Source organism: Bacillus sp. MT94 (assembly GCF_058792475.1).
This window is the reverse complement of record NZ_JBXAEZ010000001.1, coordinates 777457-799699: the sequence shown is the minus strand read 5'-3', so window position 1 is coordinate 799699 and position 22243 is coordinate 777457. Positions and strand designations below refer to the sequence as shown.

The 22243-nt window shown below is 33.9% G+C and carries 15 protein-coding genes and 2 pseudogenes; 4 read left to right on the top strand and 13 right to left on the bottom strand.

Annotation, left to right across the window (positions count from 1 at the left end):
- Nucleotides 1-116: 116 nt before the first annotated feature.
- The 7 genes and pseudogenes from AC1Q51_RS03785 to AC1Q51_RS03755 form a co-directional block, all read right to left on the bottom strand.
- The gene (locus tag AC1Q51_RS03785; RefSeq protein ID WP_492331380.1) at nucleotides 117-4358 is read right to left on the bottom strand and encodes a S8 family serine peptidase; all 4242 of its coding nucleotides are present in this window, start codon (nucleotides 4356-4358) and stop codon (nucleotides 117-119) included.
- Between the two features lie 403 nt (nucleotides 4359-4761).
- Nucleotides 4762-5403 carry a response regulator gene (locus AC1Q51_RS03780; RefSeq protein WP_000590664.1) on the bottom strand — a complete coding sequence of 214 codons (642 nt, stop codon included), beginning with the start codon at nucleotides 5401-5403 and terminating at the stop codon, nucleotides 4762-4764.
- A gap of 1 nt (nucleotide 5404) precedes the next feature.
- A complete protein-coding gene (locus AC1Q51_RS03775) occupies nucleotides 5405-7237 on the bottom strand; it encodes a GAF domain-containing sensor histidine kinase (RefSeq protein ID WP_492331433.1) in 1833 nt (610 codons plus the stop codon).
- 644 nt (nucleotides 7238-7881) lie between these two features.
- Nucleotides 7882-8634 (bottom strand): quorum-quenching N-acyl homoserine lactonase AiiA, encoded by a 753-nt coding sequence (gene aiiA / locus AC1Q51_RS03770; protein WP_000216603.1) that lies wholly within the window; start codon nucleotides 8632-8634, stop codon nucleotides 7882-7884.
- A 291-nt stretch (nucleotides 8635-8925) separates the two neighbouring features.
- Nucleotides 8926-9405: pseudogene (locus AC1Q51_RS03765) on the bottom strand (GNAT family N-acetyltransferase).
- Nucleotides 9406-9576: 171 nt separating this feature from the next.
- Complete coding sequence (locus AC1Q51_RS03760) at nucleotides 9577-10665, bottom strand: saccharopine dehydrogenase family protein (RefSeq protein WP_098235915.1); 1089 nt, start codon at nucleotides 10663-10665, stop codon at nucleotides 9577-9579.
- A 120-nt stretch (nucleotides 10666-10785) separates the two neighbouring features.
- Entirely contained in the window at nucleotides 10786-11097 is a 312-nt protein-coding gene (locus AC1Q51_RS03755) for an ArsR/SmtB family transcription factor (protein WP_000995770.1), read from the bottom strand.
- Nucleotides 11098-11344: 247 nt separating this feature from the next.
- Between AC1Q51_RS03755 and AC1Q51_RS03750 the strand changes: the two are divergent.
- A pseudogene (locus AC1Q51_RS03750) lies at nucleotides 11345-11493 on the top strand (IS4 family transposase); the annotation flags it as partial.
- 501 nt (nucleotides 11494-11994) lie between these two features.
- Here the strand turns inward: AC1Q51_RS03750 and AC1Q51_RS03745 are convergent.
- On the bottom strand, nucleotides 11995-13269 hold the full coding sequence (locus AC1Q51_RS03745; protein WP_061660955.1) for an alpha/beta hydrolase: 1275 nt from the start codon (nucleotides 13267-13269) through the stop codon (nucleotides 11995-11997).
- Nucleotides 13270-13526: 257 nt separating this feature from the next.
- On the opposite strand from AC1Q51_RS03745, the gene AC1Q51_RS03740 reads away from it, so the two are divergent.
- Nucleotides 13527-13976 carry a MarR family winged helix-turn-helix transcriptional regulator gene (locus AC1Q51_RS03740; protein ID WP_000798525.1) on the top strand — a complete coding sequence of 150 codons (450 nt, stop codon included), beginning with the start codon at nucleotides 13527-13529 and terminating at the stop codon, nucleotides 13974-13976.
- Between the two features lie 181 nt (nucleotides 13977-14157).
- Here the strand turns inward: AC1Q51_RS03740 and asnB are convergent, their stop codons facing one another.
- Entirely contained in the window at nucleotides 14158-15984 is a 1827-nt protein-coding gene (gene asnB, locus AC1Q51_RS03735; protein WP_071714852.1) for an asparagine synthase (glutamine-hydrolyzing), read from the bottom strand.
- A gap of 401 nt (nucleotides 15985-16385) precedes the next feature.
- Here asnB and AC1Q51_RS03730 point away from each other — a divergent pair, with 401 nt between their 5' ends.
- On the top strand, nucleotides 16386-16955 hold the full coding sequence (locus tag AC1Q51_RS03730; RefSeq protein ID WP_000593069.1) for a TetR/AcrR family transcriptional regulator: 570 nt from the start codon (nucleotides 16386-16388) through the stop codon (nucleotides 16953-16955).
- 300 nt (nucleotides 16956-17255) lie between these two features.
- On the opposite strand, the gene AC1Q51_RS03725 is transcribed toward AC1Q51_RS03730, so the two are convergent.
- The 3 genes from AC1Q51_RS03725 to AC1Q51_RS03715 all read right to left on the bottom strand — a co-directional run bounded on the left by AC1Q51_RS03725 (nucleotide 17256) and on the right by AC1Q51_RS03715 (nucleotide 19207).
- On the bottom strand, nucleotides 17256-18077 hold the full coding sequence (locus AC1Q51_RS03725; protein WP_016083086.1) for a peptidoglycan-N-acetylglucosamine deacetylase: 822 nt from the start codon (nucleotides 18075-18077) through the stop codon (nucleotides 17256-17258).
- Nucleotides 18078-18211: 134 nt separating this feature from the next.
- Entirely contained in the window at nucleotides 18212-18715 is a 504-nt protein-coding gene (locus AC1Q51_RS03720; protein WP_000833547.1) for a DUF3902 family protein, read from the bottom strand.
- 321 nt (nucleotides 18716-19036) lie between these two features.
- Nucleotides 19037-19207: a serine dehydratase gene (locus AC1Q51_RS03715; RefSeq protein ID WP_306802062.1), complete on the bottom strand. Its 171-nt coding sequence runs from the start codon at nucleotides 19205-19207 to the stop codon at nucleotides 19037-19039.
- A gap of 131 nt (nucleotides 19208-19338) precedes the next feature.
- On the opposite strand from AC1Q51_RS03715, the gene AC1Q51_RS03710 reads away from it, so the two are divergent.
- Entirely contained in the window at nucleotides 19339-19893 is a 555-nt protein-coding gene (locus AC1Q51_RS03710; RefSeq protein WP_000997928.1) for a helix-turn-helix domain-containing protein, read from the top strand.
- 135 nt (nucleotides 19894-20028) lie between these two features.
- Here AC1Q51_RS03710 and AC1Q51_RS03705 read toward each other — a convergent pair whose 3' ends face one another.
- Nucleotides 20029-21447, bottom strand: coding sequence for an S-layer homology domain-containing protein (locus AC1Q51_RS03705; RefSeq protein ID WP_025118711.1), 1419 nt, complete (start codon nucleotides 21445-21447; stop codon nucleotides 20029-20031).
- Nucleotides 21448-22243: the final 796 nt, after the last annotated feature.

Here is a 22243-nt window from a genome sequence, read left to right as displayed (position 1 = left end):
GACTCTTAAAATGACCGGTAATGTTACCGTAAATCATTACCGGTCATTTGTTAACCAATCCATTTCATTTAATATCCATTGTCTGATGCCTTTATTTACTCTAGAAGTTTGTCCACTTATTTTTTTGGTTCTAAACCGATAGAGCGTAAAATTTTCTCTAACGTCACTGGCCCTACATTTTCTTTCGGTTTCTCGTTTCCTTTAGCATCTGGGCCCTTTTTCAAGAAGTTTTTCTCAATTAAACGAACATCCGTTTCATCTACAACACCATCTTGATTTATATCTCCATCTTTTACAGATACTTTTCCTTTTCCATACGATAAAGCTGCTATTCTAGCATCTTGAATATCTACCATTTTATCGCCGTTTACATCACCTGCAAGGTTATCATCCATGTCAGCTTTAAAATTTTGTCCCACCAATTCTCCATCCTGCATTTTCCCTATTTTTGTTGTTAATTTACTATTTAAATGACCTGGCATTTCTACGAAAATATCATATTCTTTATCGCTTACTGGAACACTATGAATTTCAAATTGTCCGTTATCACCAATCGTTCCTGTATATTTCTTTCCATCCTTGCCAACTGCGTACACTTTTGCTCCTAGTTTTGTATAGTCTTTCTTACCTAAATACCCCTCTTCATTCAAGAAAGCTTCCGGGCCAATATATCCTGTAACCGTTGAATGTTTCGAAACAATAGCAAAAGATTTATCTTTAAACGCAGGAATCTCAATGCCTTCTGATGCACCAACTTTTGTATAAGAGAACTTATCTACTCCAAATGCAGTCAAATCATTAAAGTATTCATCGTTCGTCATCTCGAATGTAACATCTAAAAATGGTTTATCTCCATCTAATCCTTTAAATTCTTTTCCTTCCAATGATGCGCCAACTTTCACCTTGTTTTCCCAAGCTCCTGCTTCACTTATCTTCGGATCTTCTAATTTAAGGTTCAATCCATGTTGTTCTACATATTCCGTAAGTGCTGGATTTGGTTTCACATCTGTAAATTTAAATAGCTGCTTGTAATAAGGAATTTCAAATGTACCTGACATAAGCTGTTTTACATTATTAAGATTCAAAGTTAATGTAATTTTCTCTCCTAATTTGATTTTATCTTTGTCATAACTTGGAACAGCGTATTCTGTCCCTTCTTTTACAAAGACGTAATCTTTATATCCAGTTGCCATATTCCCTGCAGTTGCAAGATCATATCCAAATAATTTTAAATTTAATGGTTCATTTATTTCCTCTGGAAGTACTCCAAATTTAAAATCACCATTTGCTTGAATTGTATTCAACCAACCTGATGGGAAGGCTGAGTTTTGATAATATACAATTTGATTCGCTTTTTGATCATATTGCAAGCCTTTTGCCTTTAATGCATCTACTGTAGAATCATAAATATTACCATGCACCCATAATGCACGCTGGCCGTCTTCTTCTTTAAACATAGAATCATTGACTTCGTGTATACCAGGTTGTACATCCTTAAATTTCATTTCAGGTATTACATTATCAATGATAATGCTATCGCCTTTTGTATAAGATTTTCCTTCTTTATCATATCCAACGAAGTTCAATTCGTAATCTCCATCAGGCAACATAACAGGTTTATCCGCAATTGGATGAGCTGGATTTCCTGTGAATGGAAGTACATACCCTCCCATACCAGAAAACATCATATATTCAACATTCGGTGTTAGACTACTTGCATTAAGTGTACCAACGACTCCTAATGCCTTCCCTGTCGTTCGGTCCTTCACAATTGCATCAATGGTTTCGAGAGGACTATTTAATTTAAATGACAACGGCGAACTTGGTCTTTCCATAAATGGATGGAATTTAGAAGCATCTGTTGCCATTGCATCTCTCAGTAAATCTACAGACGCAATCCCTTTTTCTGTGAATTTAACTGCAAATGGTACTTGATATACTTCTTTTTCATTGTTTTTATTTGAAATATGAATATAGCCCTCATATCTACCAAATTCAGCGTTTTCTGGAATGGTAATTTCAGGGTTAATTTCCTCTGATGCACCAGGAGCTACTTTAATAGAATCTGGTACGTTTAGCTTCACACCATTCTTCGCTGCATCTTGCACACCTACACTTGTAGGTGAAAATTTCACCTCTAATTTAAACTCTTTCCCATCTGTTTTACTGCTGTTCTTAATTAAAACTTTTCGACTATCTTTAATAGGCCCATTTTCAATTTGATTTTTATACCCAAATGCAATAGAACCTGTTTTTTCTTCAATTTCTACTTCTTCATCACCTACAACGTTTGATGTTTTATCAACAACCTCGATAGATGTATCTGCATGAACTGCACGATATGCATCAATTCGTCCTGAGCCCACCTCAAATACAGAACGCTCTTCCTTTAAATCAACTGCGGTATTCATGAGTGCTTCTTTTACTTCAAATGGACTATAGTTTGGATGTTCTTGTAAAATAAGTGCCGCTACCCCTGCAGTATGAGGAGTTGCCATAGAGGTACCTGACATACGTCCATACGCTACCGGATAATTATCTCTATCTTTTGGATCATTAATATATTCAGGAACAGTTGAGAAAATAGACACACCTGGTGCTACAATATCTGGCTTAATATCATCTGTCTTAGTTGCAGGACCGCGGGAGCTAAAATCAGCTAAGTGATCTCCCTCTATTTTTATATTACTTAGTTCTCCAAACGCTAACGACACATCTCCTTGTACAGCTTTTACTTGTAATTTCTCACCATCTACTTTTGTTAAGCGGAACGATGGAATAGACGAAGTACTTTCCCCAAGATAACTTGTAATTTCACCATCTACATTGTTATATACGATTACCGCTTTTGCGCCTGCTTCCTTAGCATGCTTAATTTTTTCATCAAATGTAATCTCACCGCGTTGGATAAGAGCTAATTTTCCTTTTACATCTTTTCCTGTAAAATCATTTGATTTTCCAAGCCCTGCATATACAACTGATACGGATTGACCTTTCAAATCTTCAATCTTATCAGTAAAGCTTTTTCCAAGTAGCATCATCTTATCCACATGTAAATCACCTGCATCGATAGAAAACGTTGGGATCGTCATTGCAGCATCACTGGCTCCAACTGTAATTGGAAGTGCCGCTGCACTAGGTGATCCAATGGTACCTTCTTCCGGACCACTGTTACCTGCTGCTACTACTGTAACAACACCAGCTAACATCGTATTGTTCACTGCGACAGAAGTAGGATATAAAGGATCATTAATAGACGCTCCTAGTGATAAATTGATAACATCCATATCGTCTTTCACCGCTTTATCAATCGCAGCAAGAATACCGCTTGTTTGTCCACTTCCATATGGACCTAATACGCGATATGAATATAAATCTACATCTGGAGCAACACCCTTCACTGCATAATCCACACTATTCTGTTTGTCTGCAGCAATTGTCCCAGCTACATGCGTACCATGGGATGTATAATATGCACTCCCCTCATAAATCTCAGGATATCCTCCAGAATTTTGCCAATCCTTATACGTTGTCTCCATTGGATCAGCATCATTATTAACAAAGTCCCATCCTTTTATGGAGTTCGGATCTATTTTACTTGGATCTTCACCTTGTTTTGCACGATATCCTTTATATGCATCTTTCAAATCCGGGTGGTTGTAATCAATACCTGTGTCCAGTACACCTACCTTAATTCCTTTCCCTGTTATTTTTTCATCATGCAGCTTGTCCACACCAATTTGCGGTACACTATCCGCCATTTTCGGTTCAACAGCAGTCTTAGTTGTTTCTTTCGGCAAATCAATTTTAACCTCATGATCTTCCCATACGCGCTTAACGATACCGGTACGAACTAAGTCTTCGATCATATTTGCTGGTAAAGAAATCGCTACACCATTAAAAGCATTCTTATATTCTCTTGTTATTTTTGCAGATTTTACATTTGTTCCTTTCTCTTTATTCTTTTGAAGCTGCTCAAGCTCTGCTTTAAATCCTTTATGTGATGCCTCTACCTTTTGTTCCGCATTTGAAAGAGCTACTTTTTTCCCTTTAGCCGCTTGTTTTAATACCTCTATTTTGCTAGGCGCTTGCTTAAATTCTATAATCACATTCACATTATTAGGACTTGTTGTATTGATACCTGGCGAAATAACAAAACCTGGTTTTGTATCTAACGTTTTTAAGGCATTACGTTGTTCCTTTGTAAGACCTTTTAAGATAGCATTTGCATCATCAATTCCAGTTAAAGTAGATGTATTTACCTCTTCCGCTAATACGTTATATGGAATTCCTTGAGACAATAACATTCCAGCTGTTAACGTTCCAATAAGAATCTTTCCAAATTTCCCTCGTTTCATATTACATCTCCCCATTATTAATATTATTTTTTGAAACAAATTGATTCTTAAATTCCCATGTAGCATTGGAAACTCTATTAATCTTAATCTTTTGTATCATGAAAGATTTCCAACACTACTACCATCCCCATACCTTACATAGCTAACCACTCACTTTACTCTTTCTATAAGAGCCCTCCGTCATTTATTTCCAACAAAAGATTTTCACAAAATGAATTATTAACAAGATTAAAATGTAATTCTATTTTTATTATTCCACATTTTTATTATTCTGAAAATTAAACAAAAGGAGTATCTTTTCTCTAAGGATTCTATGCCTACATAGTACAAAAGAACTACCTTTTCCTTTATTCTTTGTAATACAGAATAAAGCGACACGATAGTTCTTTGATAGATTTCTTATTTAATCTAGCGGAACTAATTGATTTCGGACTGCATAAATCACTGCTTGCGATCGACTTTTCACATTTAGCTTTTTAAAAATTTTATTGATGTGAATTTTAACTGTTTTATCACTAATATATAAAACTTCAGCAATTTCTTTATTACTAAGTCCTTTTACTAGTTCAAAGAGAATTTCCTTTTCACGTTCCGTCAGTTCATTTTCATTTGATTCTACTTTCATTTTTTGCTGATGATATGTAATTAATTTTTTAGTCATACGCGGATGAATGACTGAATCGCCTCGATATAACATTCGAATTGCTGCTACTACCTGATCTGATGATGAATCCTTCAATAAATAACCATCAGCACCGGCCTGGAGTGCATCCATTAAATACTCGTCATGTTCATACATTGTAAACACAAGTACACGGCAACTCGGATATTTTTTTTTCACTAACTCTGTAGCTTCAATCCCATTTTTCCCTGGAAGATTAATATCCATCAAAATACAATCTGGTCGGCATTCTTCTACTTTTCCCAATACTCCATCTCCAGAGCTAGCTTCTCCAACCACTTTTATATCAGATTCATCCTCTAGTATGCTCCGAATTGCATCCCGTAAAAAAGCATGATCATCTACTACTAATATTTTAATCATTTTACGCACCCCTTGTTTGTGAATCTGGAATTAACAGTGTAATTTCTGTCCCTTTTCCTACAGAACTATCAATCTGTAAAGTAGCCCCTAATTGGTCAGCTTGTTCATTCATATGTAATATACCATAATGTGGCTCATTCTTCGTTTTAACCATAGACTCAAATAGTGAAAAGCCAACTCCATTATCCTTAACTCTTAAAAGCACGTGCTCCCTTTGATAACTGATTAAAACATCAGCCTTTTTTGCTTGCGCATGTTTTACAATGTTTTGCAAACTCTCTTGTAATGTATCAAAAATAACCCTTTCTTTTGAAAAACTAAGCGCACGTGCATGACCCCTTTCATGATATGTAATATCTAGTTCATATTCTTGTTTTAAAGATTTTATTTTACTTGCTATCGCCTGCTTAAGGCCTAGTTGTTGCGTCGGATATGGCTTTAAAGCATAAATAGAGTAGCGAACTTCTCCTAGGCTTCCTCTTAAATCTTTTATGCTTTTCTCTACTACCTGCTGCATATCAATTGGTTTATCACGGTATTTTTTCCGAGCGGATTCTAATTGGAATATCACCCCGGCTAATGTTTGCGCAATACCATCGTGAATTTCACGGGCGATTCTATTCCTTTCTTCTAAGATCATTCTTTTTTCCTGTTCAGAAATCAATAACCTTGTTTTAACTACGTTAGCTAATTGGTTAGAAAATGTAGCTAACGACTGTACATCTTCCGGAAAGAAACCCGCATTTCTACTTTTCCCTGCAACAAACATTCCGACTAGTTCATCATTTACTATAAGAGGAAAATATACAAGTGAGCGTATAACACTATCAAATATTTCATCTTCAGGAGCAGTACCAATTTTCCAATCATTAAATACAAGATTTTTAGAAAGTCCCTCAAACGCCTCTAACTTTTCTGAATCATCAGATATATCAGAACGGACTTTCCCATCTTTTAATAGAATATTCCAGTTACCATCATCTTTTGTCCATATTACATATGCTTGTATGCCAAAAAAACCTTTAAGTGCTTGTTTAATATGTTTCAAGTTTCCTCCGGTTAATCCTCGACTAATTTCGGTCGTAATAAGAAATAACTCATATAATCGTTCCTTTTCCATCCTTATCCGTACAGAAAAAGAACTAATTACTGAAGTTGCTACAAGTGGAAAAAAGAAAAACAGTACTGTAATTTCGTTTACTTCCACACTATATGTACTAATTAGTACATGCATCAGTGCCGCATAAGAGAAACCAAAAGTTTCGCAAAGAAATACCGTAATAGTTTTTTTATACCATTGATAAATTGAATATGGCTGCGGAAGAAGTATCATTAACAAATCATAAAAGCGATTGTTGAAAAAACAAAAAAACACGCAAAATAATAACAAAGATATTAAATTCTCATACAGAACTGATATACCTATCTTATTAATTATTAAGGACATACATTTGTCTGAAAACCATTTGGCAAAGATCAAACTAAGTGCATGTTGAGTACTATTAAATAACATTCTTTGTATCGGTGAACGACGATGCAGGTGAATAATTAGCGTGACAAGTACAATAGCAACAATAGTTATATGGATTCCAAACTGCCAACTCATAGCGTAAATTATCGGAAAGGTAAGCGAACTAGTTCCTCTCCAAAATCTTACAGGAAAATACTCTGCAATCCCCATAAAAAGTAACAACAATATTAGTATTGTTAGATGAGAAGGGATTTTAATTTCAAGTAAAGATATAGTTATAGTAACCAAACCAAGAAAAGAAATAAAATAAAGATAAAAACTAGCAATCTTTTCTCTCATAAAGATAGAATTTACATCTTTCAAAACAACCCCTTCTTTCCTTATAAAAACTTCATTTTCTCTATTATCCAACAAAAAACCGGCACTGGCAAAATGGAAGGACATCCACTAGCCAATCACCGGCTGTGTACTACACCTAAAAAGGCAAGACACAATACTAGTATATATCAGTTTGTGAAGTTTACCCATTAGTCAAATGGTGTAATTGTACATACTTTTAGACTTAGGTCTACTAATACAAAAGATGTATACGCAATTTAAATTTTGATTCACTAAAAAAATTCTAAGAAAAATAGGAAGGCAATCGTAGTAAATACTTATCTATATTAATTTCATCTAAATCTTTAGGTTATGTATGTGTCAAATACTCCCCATCTAATATTTGCAAATAACCTATGAGATAATCTCCTTATATACTACATATGAAGTTTATCACTTAATATTTATTGAAGAAAAGACGATGCATACAATATTCAAATCTAATTAACATATCATTTGATTATCGGTAGCGAGATTAAAGAGACTCCCTACTCTTAGAAAGGAACCTCCAATTCATATTATTACCCCATGCCCATCAACTTAAGAATTTTATAACACCCCAAAACAAAAAGTCATGACCTAACTTTCGGGGTCACCTCAAACGAGCCCATGACTTTTTATATGCTATCTCACAAATAATCCGGGAACACTTTACAGCCCTTTTCTTGCTCCATATCATGGCCAAAGAAAATAATCGGATTTTCTTTCTTAACAACATCTTTTAAACGTTTTATTGAAGATAAAGCTAAATCCGAATCAAACCCAGCAAACGGTACTTCATCTTCAAAGTTTTCTTTCGTATATGATGCATCAATAGTTAGCAACACTGGACCTGATTTTTCCGTCTCAATTAATAATGACTGATGACCTGGCGTATGTCCCGGTGTATATATTAATTGCACACCTGGCACTACTTCATAATCTCCTTCAATGATTTTATAGTTTAAATTCGGCAATATACATTCTTTCAAATATTCCTCTCTGTAGAGTGCTACCTCATATTCAGCACGCTGTACAATAATTGGTGTATTTGTAAAAACGCCATTTCCTCCTGCATGATCAAAATGCAAGTGAGAACTAATGATATAAAGAAGATCTTCTGGCTCATATCCGGCACGCTTTAAAATATTTGCGATCCTATCGTTCTCATTCATTTTAGGTAAAACTTGTCCTTCAACAAATGTACCTTTAAAAAGATTCTCATTATTAAGAGCACTTTCTGGCATACCTGTATCTACTAAAATAAGTCCCTCTTTTGTCTCCAAAAGATAACACCAAACAGGTAAGTTTAGTAGTTTACCCGGTGTAAGTGTACTATTAACTGAAGAATGATCCAACATACAACGACCTGCTGGGAGGAAATAAAGCTTCTTTACTGTCATTATGTATCCACCTTTACAAATAATTTAGGATAAAACAATACAATATAATATTTCGCTTATTAGAAATAAACTCCTTTTCACCTTTCATTATTTCAACCATTATTTTTTCAATTGTTCACAACTTTTCATTACAAATTCAGTGATACTGGAAAACCTATGCAGGAATTCAGTCCGCCTTTAGGCATAGGATAAAAGTGTCAACTTTCCGTAGAAAAGTTAACGTCAAGTAACTCCAAAATATATAATAAAGGTTGATTTTAGAGTTACTTTTCCACATTGGAATATCTTGTCTTATTCCCCTTTTTCGGTGGATGGGCAAAAACACCCTAATTCTAGAAATTCATCAGTTTCCATAAAACCAAACTTCTTATACACTATACACTGGTCTACCCATTTTTGAAGCCCCAAGCCATATTTGTGAGATACCTGAAATCTTAACTTCATCAACTAATTTAGTTAACAGCTTTGTTGCGATTCCTTGCCCACGATAATTTTCATTAGTATACATATTTGTGATATAAGCCTTTTTTCCAGTCTTATTGGTGTAACAAGGTGGAAATTCATAAAAAATTACTGCACCACAAGCTATAGTTTCTTCATTATCTTCCACTAGCCATTCAATTAAAGTACCTTCACTTAGTTTATTTTTAAAGAAAGCATATAGTTCTCTACCAATATCTATATTAGGTTCTATCCCCTCATCAACTAATTGCTTTTTCTTAACTCGACCAATTTATCAATATCATCTATATTTGCTTTGCGATATTTCAACTTTTCACAACTCCTTTATAAAATTACAACTGACCAGCCCCATAGCATAATTAATTCTCATCATTTTACCATTGGTTCTTATTAAACTAAACTGCCATTAAGTTATTTGGGGTATTTGCTCTTCTTTGCTTGATAGCCATATGTGTACTACCACGAATAGAACGATACCTTTTATATATTTTCTTTCGTAATATTAACCCCATATTCCCTATAAAAATCTAAAATTACAGATGCATTCATACCCAAATCTAATAAATTTTCCGGAAAGTAAATTTTAGAATCCGGAACCATAATATCAGATGTTTGTAAAATGTTCTCTGCTTGGACAGCTGCTCCTAAAGCAGTAAGATGTGTCTGTCCTAACGGATCTGATATGTTCACACATCGCCTATGCAATACACCATTAGCATCATAACCTTTAAGATGAATAACTATGTTATGTGCACTTCCACTTCCGGGTTTATAAAGAATATTTTTTCGTAAGTCATTAAATTTTTCTCCACTAATCAGTTTCCAAATTCCTGTATTCACCAGAGAAACCAGTCCATATGTAGATATTTTACTATCAAAAGCAATCCGAAAGTTAGCCGAAACAGCATGAATTGATTCTGGCAGGGTTACGTGATCAGGAGTATCCAAACGATAACATTTGGTTATATAACCGTTGGGAAAGCGGACTTTGATCGGATCAGTCATTGGATAAGCCTGTCGCATTCCCTCTCGAGCTTTGACTTCAAATGGAATCGTTAACCGGTCCATATATGCTGTTGAATTTGGTCCTGCTTTGTCTTGAAGAGAATATAGTGCGTTGATATCAACCGTAACCTCTTGAATATCTTTTGAATACATTTTAGCAAAAAGGGCTGCTGTCCCTCCCATCCACCCTGAAGCTAATACAACAGGGGATTGGACCTCAACATTTTTTAATCGATCAATAGAACTCTTAAAACGTTCAGTCCAACGAGTAATGTCAACCAATGGAATTTTTTTTTGAACTGCAGATAGAAGTAGTCTATCTTGCGGGTCATTAACCGCATTAACAACTAATGTGAAATTATCATCCAAATTTCTTAACGGATCATCTGTTGTGTTGTCTACAGTGACTATTTTTACTCTATCTGATTCAAAAGGTAACGCTTTCCCTAAAGTTCTTCCTCCTAATCTAATTTCCAAATCAGGATGTCGATCATGTAAAATTTGAGCAATTTGACTACCAACAACACCATACCCACCAACAATTAATACTGTTTTCTTATTCATCTGAAACCTCCATTTTAATTAGTGTGAAATCATAAGTTTAAATGATTAAAAACTTAAACCTTTTAACATAATGTCGCTAAAAAAAGGGACAAAGGGTGCCCCTAAACTATAAATGAGTACCTAATTCTTACATTCATCTTCAACTAAAGAAACAAGTTCTTTTAAAAGATTTATTGTTTCATTAAATTCAAGACAATAATACATTTCAGTGCCTTTTTTCTGAACTCGAAGTAACCCTGATTGTTTCAATATTTTCAAATGATGAGATACAGTAGGTCTTGACATGGGAATATGCTCCGCAATTTGCGTCACATTCAAGCTATCTTTATCAATTAAAAGCGATACAATTTGCTGACGAGTTGGATCTCCCAACCCTTGGAAACATGGTCTTAAATTTTCTAAAATATGCATTACTTTATCATTACAGTTCATTTCGCTAACATTACCTTCCGTTTAAGAATTTAATCATTTAAACGTATTATAAATTACATTGCTATCTAATGCAATAAAGAAGTAGCACCAACTTTAATTATAAATATTGAAAGTTTCATAAACAGCCATTTTCAATTTTCCAGATTTGTAAGAATGTCAGTTCTTTTTTCTGTAACAATTGTCAAATTCATTCTAGCTATAACCAGGACAAACCCACGAAATTTACTAAGCTTATATCGGATTGTATCAAGAACTTTCAACTCAAGTAATTCTGCTTCGCCTGTTTATCCTCCTACAGAAAAATGGCGAAAGTTCCACTGTTATGAGAAAAAGAAAGTCTTTAATATTTTAGATGTTGTCTATAATTGTACTCTGTGTCACAAGAAAACAGCATAGCAATAAATAAAATGCCTTAACTTCTCATAAATGACTGTTGTAGTGATATAAAATTTTCGTTATGGGGGTAATTTAAAATATTAACTTAATAGCTATGGGGTACCGCCACACATCCATCAACTTAAAAATTCAAAAATAGGGACTTTGATTTGTCTTGCAATCCCATCCAATGATACTTAGCCTTTTATGAAGGTCATGTTCCTCAGACCGTAGATTTGTCATTGTCTGTCTCAACAATTCGGGTCTGGATCCCTAGAGAATATATGTATGCTAGTTGTGCTCAAGAAAAAATATAGTTTGTCTTCCTACTTTATAAATCCCTTAACATTTCCTGTAACTTTCCTCCGTGTTTTTCAGCAATTCGAAGTCTTCCGCACTTTGAATATCCTCATCAATGTCCATAATTATGAGGAGTCTAAAAATTTGAAGAAAACAACAAAAATAGTGTAAAAAAGCTACATACTATTTTTGTTGTTTTCTTTTTTAATCAGTATAAATTTGTTAATTATTACAAGCGTTTAATTTATTACACTTTTTGCGTGCTTTAATTTCCGCCGGCTGGGCACCAAGCCAATAAGTTGGAAAAGCTGTCCCTTCAGTAACACCCCCATCACGATGCATGTAATAACGCTCATCATGGTTAGCTTTAAAGTTTCCTTCAAGTGCAAGTTCCACCCACTCTGCACCAAAACGAAAAATTTCTGCAGCTACTCCACCAAGCGGGTGAAATTCATTCTCATAGACGCGTATCTCCTTTGGTGCTTCTACAAACTCATAAAGACTTAATGCTTCTTCCAAACGGGTAAGTTCATCAAATTCTCCTATTCCCATGAAGACTGGACAAGTAATCTTTGGCGCCAATTTCCACAGGTTCATCTGGCTACTCAACTCGTTTTCAAAAGCAACTTCATCAGTGTAACCAGACATGTACATAAAATTGGCTTTGAAACTCGGCTGAGCTCTGTTAAAGATGGTATCAAATTCACCATATACACCTTCAAAAGTGGCTATAGCGTTTATACGATTATCACTCGCAGCAGCTCGCATCCCCCAATACCCACTCATACTGATACCAAAAAATCCAATCCGTTTTGGATCAACCTCAGGCCGTTTTAATAGAAAATCGATATAACAACTAACGGCGCGTTCGTAATTAGTCAAATCGACTTTTAGACCTTCAGATACAGATTCACCTTGACCCGGTCCTTCAATTGATAGAGCTATGATACCACGAGACGTATAATAACGTTGCGCAATCTGTATATAGTCTTCCTTAATCATATCCATACCTGGACCTAATATTACTGCTGGTGCATTCTGAACTTCACCTGAGGGCAAATGAAGTAGTGCATATATCTGTTTGCCTTCAAATTCTAGTACTATACGTTGTACTGTTCCTCCTCCAAGTGATGAAATAGCTGCCACACATTCGTTACAACGTTCTCGAAATGCCAATTTTCGTGGATCATCATTAAAATATGAATATTGTGCACGTCCCCACATAACAGCAGCTCGCTGATATAGATCACGAGCAGTAACAGTGAATCCCTTTTGTTCATAATGTTTTGCACGTTCTTGAGCCTGAGAAGCAACCGTCGCCCATGCTTTTGGTATCATTGCTCCACTCTTTACTTGAGAAAAAACTTTATCAAAATCAGTGTGGTCATGTCCTAACTGTTCCATAGTTGCCTTTGCTTCAGGATGCAAAGCATCAAACCCACCAAGTGCAAGGGCTATATCTAAAGCCCATCCTTGAGATTGTGAACGTTGAGTCATAATAATCATCCTTCATTATTTTAATTAAGTACTTAACAATTAAGTACTTAATTAAAATAATGAAGTATAATATGTACTTTTGTCAAGACTACAAACCAAGTCGTCTTATTATTTTATTGATGATTTAAGGTGAGCATATATAATATTGCTTGGAAAATGAATAGCCAGTCTCTACTTAATTTGACTCTACTCTTTTTCATATGTTAATGTTAACACCATATAATTAAGTACTTAGTTAACGGGAAAATGGTGATGTTATGAAAAATTCTTCAAATAAGTTAACTGCGATAGACGAACTTAGTCAAGCTATATATAGTCTGACTGCAGCCGATGGACGTTTAAGAGGGCGAGCTACTCGTACATTAGGGGCAGTTTCAATGGTCCATGCTCGAACCCTTAAAGTATTAGCTGAAGAAGGCGAATTGTCAGTCAAAGAATTAGCTGATCGAGCAGAAACTACCGCCGCTGGTATTACTCAATTAATCAATGGATTACAACAGGCTGGTTACGTTGAGCGTGTTCGTTCAAATAACGACCGGAGAGTTGTCAATGTCCAACTTACGCCTAGTGGTTTAAACTGTCACTTAGAAAGAGAGAAAAAACTAAAACATATTCTTAATGCGAACCTTTCAGATTTTGATCCAGAGCAAATCGAGAAATCCTCTGAAATAATTAGGTGTCTAGTTCATGTCCTTGACCAACTATAATAGTATTCTAAAGCTTTCTTGAGTTTTTAGAACTAACACATCGCTATTATGCTAAAAGAACTAGTTACCCCAAAATAATAAAACCGCATCTCCAATTATTAGATAAATATCTAATCCATTGGAAATGCGGTTCACTTAGGTCATTGATGTTTCAGCTATTCTCTTTATTTGAAAATTACATCTACCATACTAATTTAATATTATATTCCTGAAGCCAACTATTAACTTGAAGTAAATAATCTATTATACCTCGTGCATCATTACCTGAAATTACTTCGTCTTTTCCTTCTGCAATAGCACGAACTCTTTCTACATTAATCAATGGCAAAATAGGTGATTCAGGATTGTTCAACACATGTAACATCCAATCACTAATACCTTGTACATAAGAGGCATCCTTTGTGCTTGGATATGCACTTTTTTTGCGATAACGCACATCTTCTGGAAGTACATTTTCAAAAGCTCGACGTAAAATACCTTTTTCAATATTGTCTATGCTTTTCATTTCGAATGGGACATTCCATAAGTATTCTACAAGCCGGTAATCGCAAAATGGAACTCGTACTTCAAAGCCATTCATCATACTTGTGCGATCTTTTCGTTCTAGCATAAATGGCAAGAAACGTGTAATAAACATGTAAGACATTTGACGTTGCTTCATTTGCAGATCACTTTCACCTTCTAAAAAAGGAACCTCAGCAACCGCATCTTCAAATTTTTGTTTTTGATATTTTTCAGGGCTAATCTTCGCTTTAAAATCCTCTGATAGAATTTCTGTGCTATACCATAAATTAACACTCCAAGGGAATATCTCTGCATCTAGAAACTTCTCTTGATGGAACCATGGATATCCTGAGAATACTTCATCTGCGGATTCGCCTGAAAGTGCAACTGTTGCGTCTTTTTTCATTTCCTTAAATAGCAAATAAAGAGACGTTTCCAGTTCTCCAACTCCAGGTAGATCACGCGCTCGCATTGGAGTTAATAAATACTCTATTAAACTATCTGATCCTAACTCTATAGAATGATGCTTTGTTCCTACATATTCAGCCACACGTTTCACCCAAGGTTCATCACGATCAAAACGAAGGAAGTCTTGCTCAAAGTCTTTTTCATCATTGATGAAATTCAGGGAATATGTATGAAGGCGTTCCCCTTTATTCCCAAATTCATTTCCTGCTAAACCTGTTAAACCACTGGAATCTAAACCTCCGGAAAGCATAGATACCACTGGTTTATCAGCAATTAACTGCCGTTTAACCGTATCTTGTAAAATGGAGCGGATTGTCTCGACTGTTGTATCAATATCATCTACATGTTTTTTACTTTCAAGTTTCCAATACTGTGTCGTAGTCGAGCCATTAGAGGTAAACGTCATATAATGGCCAGCACGCACTTCATGTATATCCTTGAAAATAGCATGACCAGGAGTACGTGTTGGTCCAAGGCAGAATATTTCAGAAAGTCCTTCTTTATCTACCTCTGCATCTACAAATGGATGCGAAAGTAAAACTTTTAATTCTGAACCAAAAAGAACTGCACTTCCCCTTTGAGCAAAAAATAAAGGTTTCACACCTAGATGATCACGACCAAGCATCAATTTCCCAAATCTTTCATCCCAAATACCAAAAGCAAAAATCCCATTTAAGTGTTGAACACAATCTTCTTGCCATTCTAAGTAAGCGTGTAGTAATACCTCTGTATCCGACTTGGTCTGAAATTCATGACCTTTCTCCTCAAGTTCTTTACGTAATTCTTGATAGTTATAAATTTCTCCATTGAACGTAAGGCCAATCGTATTATTTCCATCTTTATACAGCATAGGTTGAAGGCCACCTTCAGGATCAATGACGATGAGACGTCGATGACCTAATGCCGCTCGTTTTGAAAACCAATGCCCCTCTGCGTCAGGTCCTCGGTGAATGATAGCATCTGTCATTTTTTTTAACGTTTCTTGTTCATTAGACAGGTCTTTAGACCAGTCTATCCACCCTGCAATTCCACACATAGTGTCTACCTTCTCTCAAATAGTATAGAAACCGACTAAAATCAAATATCAGTCGGTTTTTCGTAAAAAAATCCGACTAAAATCATCTTTTAGTCATGTTTATATAATAAAATGAATTGAATAAAAAATCAAATAATTCACTCAAGAAAGAAATCACCGTCCCCTTTCACTTGAATTCTCATCGTCCGATTAAAAAATTATTACCTTAAACTTTCATTTTCATCCTAAGTGATACAGTTGCATTCTATTATAGTTATATACTAGAAATAAGAATGGTGTATGTTATTCTATAAGAAGCAAATAGAGGACTTTCTATTAGGATTTACAAAATTAGAAATGAACTAATACAGAATGTAAAGACAGAAAACTTCGCTAAATATTTCAAGGATAGGGTGTAGACAATGATCAAATTAGAAAAAGAAAATAAAAAAATGAAAATCATTCAATCTGCCACAATACTGTTCTCTACGCGTGGTGTCCGTAACACAACGGTTGATGAAATTGCAAAGACAGCTAAAGTTGGTAAAGGTACTATTTATTATTACTATACAGATAAAACTGAAATATTATGTGACTGCTATATGCGTCATATTCAGCTTAAACGCTCACAATTATTTAATTTATATAAAGAAGAAAAAGATGTTTTACTTCGAATACAAAAAATTCTTCATTATATCAGCCTAGAATATCATCAAGATCCATTTGTTTCTACACTCTTTCAAGAATATAAAGAGTACCATTCACCTGAAATTACAACTTGTTTTAAACAATCTGAAGAAGAAGCAATTAACATGATAAGTAATTTACTTGAAAAAGGTTATCAGCAAGGAGCTTTGCATAAGGTCCCATTACCGCTTACAGCTTTTATGTTAGTACGAATGATTTTTAACTACGAACAGGATTATATAAAAGATGATAAAAGTGATACAGAATTTCTGCAGTTGCTAAAACATATGCTTCTTAAAAACTAGTTTTAACCACATACAAAAAATAAGTGCGGTGCAATTATATGAAGAAGAACGTGAATAATGGCGGTTTTTTATGAGTTCTTTTCACTCTAGACAAACATACGAAATATCCAACGCTTATGTAGAAATGAATGAAAAAATCATATAAATTTTTCTGAAATTAGAAAGCCTATACTTAAATCTACAATAAAATAGCCCAGTAAAAAGAGCGTGTTTCATCTATCTAAACACGCTCTTACAAATATTTAAACCCTATATGATTTGCTTATTCCATTCTGATTTTCTTTTAACTAATACATCTCTTTATATACGATTATCATGCCAGAAGTTTATTGGAAAATGATTATTCTCATCATAAGCTTCAAATTCATACCCTTTTTCTTTTAATCCTTTTATTATTGCTGGAACTGCTGCGACAGATTGTGGATGAATATCGTGCATTAAAACAATTTCCTTTGAAGACGTCGCACCTGCTAAGACATTTTGAACAATTTTTGCGGCCGCTACATCCACAGGTAATTTATTGTATTTCCAATCTAAAGAATCAATTGTCCAATCCCATACTTTCAAATCATTTCCGACCACTTCATTTCGAAGTGATTCATTTAAGCCAGGCATTGATCCATATGGTGGACGTGTTAATTTCGGTGTGTTTCCAATAACATTTCTAATTAAAGATTGATCTTCTTTCATTTCCTTAACATATTCCTGATTGGTGTACAGCTTTTTAAAATCATGTGTCATACTATGCATGCCCACATAATGGTTTTCTACATGCTCTCGTTTCACTAAATCTGGGAACCTTTTCACGTTATCGCCAATTAAAAAGAATGTTGCTTTCACATCATTTTTCTTTAATACATCTAATAGATTAGCTGTATATTTTCCTGGTCCATCATCAAAAGTTAAATATACAACTTTTCTTTCTTTACCATCAAAACGATTAGGTATCGATTTTTTCAATTCATTTTTAGGTAGACTGCTCACTTGTTGAACACTATTTGCCTCTTCCGCATTTACCAGCTTAGGATTCGTAATAGATTGAAACATGTAATACCCTATTGCTACTAATGTAATAGCCAACAATACACTTATAATTCTTTTTTTCTTAAGCTTAATTTTCATATTATAATCTTCTTTCTATCAAATCATTCCACTTTATGTCGTTTAGTTTTACTATCCTATTTGTTTATTAAGTTTTTTAACTTAACCAATCTCAATTTTGGACTAATCATTTTAATAATCTATATAGGTGAAAATTAGTGCCCTGCACTAGCGTTCATGGCATTTCCTATAATAGTTAGAACTACTGGAAATAATACTGGTCCTAAGGTAAGGACAATGTTTAAAAGTATAATAAAACTATATAGTAAGCTGTAATTTTTACTATTACGGTTTTCGAATACTAGGATGACTAATGTTATTATAGTAATTAAATGTAATAATAAAATTATCAACCAATAATACATCATTATAGTAAGATTCCACTTTCCTAATAGTTGGTATGTTACCCCTATTATTATCCCTAATATAGTAGCATTAAAGGAAATAAACAAAGTTCTTTTTAGTATTTTAGGAAATGTTTTGTGATCCACAGTTTTATTATATAAACCGATTAAAATGCCCAAAGATAGATATGCCAGTAATAACCCTACCCAATTCCAGATCCAATCTTGATCCCCCATTAAATTAAACAAAAGCGAAAGGATCCCTCCTACTGCAAGAATCGAGGAGATCATAATACTATTTAAAGCTGATTTCATACTATTTTCACTTCCTTAAAAATTTTACAATACAGCATTGAAGTCTACTCTTAAGTTGTCCTTTACTTATTAGAATCCTTTTCATTAAAAATCTTGTATGGAAATCCCATCATATAATACGGTCATCATACCTATTAGCATATACGGAAAATGGTAGGCCCAGCAAAAATTACATGTCCATGATCCCGTACAATAATTTTTAAACCGAACGAAACACCACCAAATCCTACTCCACACGGTAGATATACAAATAGAGGATGCGATTCATCAACTTTTATTTGTATATCAATTATTCAGACGAGTAGCAGCTACTGCATAACCTTAAAATAAATGCTTTGATTTTTCATCGTCAATCAAATAGCACATTTGATTCTTATTAACTTGTATTCTTCCTTCTTCTACTGCTTTACTATAGCCCGCTGTATATTCAAAAATAGTAGCCCCTTTGTTTCTAAGTAAATCTTTTTCCCACTTTTTCGCAGCTGCTGCCATATGTACATATGATGTTTTAAACTTAATCATAATTTATTATAATTAAGTATATATTAACAATATATTAAGTATAAGTAAATAAAATTAATAATTATTTAATTTTATTTACTTATTTAAAGGGGATTACATATATGAACGATATTAATGTTGGTCACAGAATTAGGGCATTTAGAAAAGGTGCCGGATTAACCAGTAAGCGTTTAGCAGAGTTAGCTGATATAACACCTTCCATGTTAAGTCAGATTGAAAAAGGAATCACAAATCCTTCATTACAAACACTAAAATTAATTTCTGTAGCATTAAATATTCCATTGTTTAATTTTTTCTTAGAGGATACCAATACAGAAGAATTAGTTGTACGAGCTAACCAAAGGAAAAAAATAATTTTTCCTGAAAGCGGCAATGTTTCGTATGAGCTATTATCTCCTAATTTAGATGGAGCACTAGAATTGGCTTTAATGAATCTGTTACCTCAAACTGCTTCATCTATGGAGCCTGTGGCACATAAAGGGGAAGAAATAGCATTTATTATGGAAGGACAAGTGAAACTATATCTAAATGATGCGGTTTTACTTCTCAATACAGGTGATAGTGTTAAAATCCCACCTTATGCAAAGCATAAGTGGGAAAACACTTCTTTAAACAAAGTCACTGTTATATTTGGAGTAACTCCACCATCTTTTTAATTTCAAATACTAGCGAAGAAAAGTTAGAGAAAATAATTCTCTAACTTTTCTTGTATACATAACTTTATTTTAAGAAAGTAAAAAACTTGTCTCTCAATTATATGAGATTAAAACTAGTGAAATAGATCTTTTTAATTACATACTTAATTTACTTTTTAATGTCCAGTATTTTTCTCCATTCGCTTCAAAAGAGAATTCTACCCATCCATTTGGATCTTCACGATAAATAAAGATGGTTGTTCCAGGAGTTACTGTACCAACTTTATTCTCCTCGACAGCTACATCTGGTCTACTTTTAATTTTTAAATTAAATGGATAAGGTACCTGATAGTAAGTAGCTGATGATACAACATTTGAGCTTGAATCGTCTGCATACATTTTATATGGAATTTCATTAGATAACGCGTCGACATCTAATGTTTCAGGATTCTTTGGTAATTTTTTTGCATATGTATAGTCTTCTACACGAAACGGTTTAATACGTTCCATAATGCCTGCAATTTTCTTAGCCCAGCCTTTATCTGATGCATATTTCACGTTCATGCCAGTTAATGTTGGCCCGTTATAATACATACCGCTTTCTTCCAAATATCTTTCTCGTACATAATTAGCATTATAAGCAATGCTATCGCCGTAGCTTGGTAAATATTTCGCATATTTAAACGGATCTCCATCATATGCACGTAGACCGAATAGATTATGTTTTTGATATGCGATTTCTGATTTTCCGTATCCAGATTCTAAAATCGCATGCGCTGCTAAATAATGAGCACTCACACCATATTGATTTTGCGCATTGATAAAATCTTGCCCATGGCCAACTAAAGGACTATCCGAATGATATTTCGCAATAAAACTATCAATCTCTTGAGCTGTAATTTTCGAAGCCACTGTTAAATTTAAATCTTCATATGAGGTAGCAGTAATAATCTCTTTTTCATCGTTTAAATTTTGTTGTAACATATCTGTTTTTGCAGTAAGTTGAGCAGCTTCAGCACGTGTTATAAATCTATTTGGTTGCCAACCGTTCTCGGTACCATTAGAGATTTTTAAATCTATTAAAATATTGGCGTATTTTTCTCCCCAATGCCCTTTTAAATCTACAAATCTAACCTGCTCGTTATGATTTGCTGTGCTTTGTAGTTTATATGCATTTACTAACATCGTAGCCATAGCAGCGCGAGTTACTTTTCCAGATGGATTGAAGATTCCATTACCTTCACCCTTAACAATACCAGCTCTTTCAGCAGCAGCAATATAAGGAGTAGCCCAGTGATTTTGTGAATCAGTAAAAGATGGTTTTGCATTAGGATCAATTTGTATCCCTAAAACTTTTGTCATAATTTTTGTAGCCGAAGCTCTGTCCAATGAGTCATTTGAACCAAAAGTTCCATCTGGATAACCATTCAATACCTGTTTATCAACTAAATAATTAACAGATTTATCGGCCCATACAGGAACATCAGGGAATGTATGAGTATCTGCTAAAATATTAGAAGAATAGGATAATATAGATCCTGCAAGGATACCTGTTGCAATTAATTTGTGCTTCATTAAAATAAACACCTCTACCATTGTATTTATCAAATTGGGATTTTCTATTTTTATATTTACATGTTTGTAATAATAATAAAATCGTATTATCACACATTCAATTTGATGTAACGAGTATAGTTACTTATATACACAAGTGTCAATGAGTGCCTTTTACAAAAATGTATAATATTTACATTATTTTAAATTTACATGATCTTATAATTGACTTAGGTATAAATTTTGTAAAGGACTTTTTGATAGATTACTTATTAGCTTACCTGAAGAAATCTCTTTAGTTGTTAATTTGCCAACCTTCCTTGTTTACTATTAATTAATCAATTAAAAAAAGAATTTTTTTATTTAAGAGCTACTTTAAAATCTTAAGTTGATGGATGTGTGAACGTACCGCTACTAAAATTCTTGCTTTTAAATCATTATTAATGTATTATATTTACGTATAAATATAATGATTATAGTATATAAAAAGGAATCAAATCTATAAGTAAGATTTAAATCCTTTTCCAAGTCAAAAAGACTTTGCCAAAATCTAATATAATTTATGCTTGTCTTTTTAATATGTATCTAGTAAAAACATATTTTTATCAATGGAATTCTGTTTTCAATATAAATTGAAACTTTTAAATAGATGTTTATTTAGTTTCAATAATAGAAATTAGTGTTCTAAACAAGGAATTATACAAAGTGATCTGAAAAACCTGAGAGATATTGTATGTAGTTTGCTCATCTCCAGGTACTACAAAAAGAGCCTTACCTCTCTAGGCAAGACTCTACTAGTTTAGTTGTATAATATTTA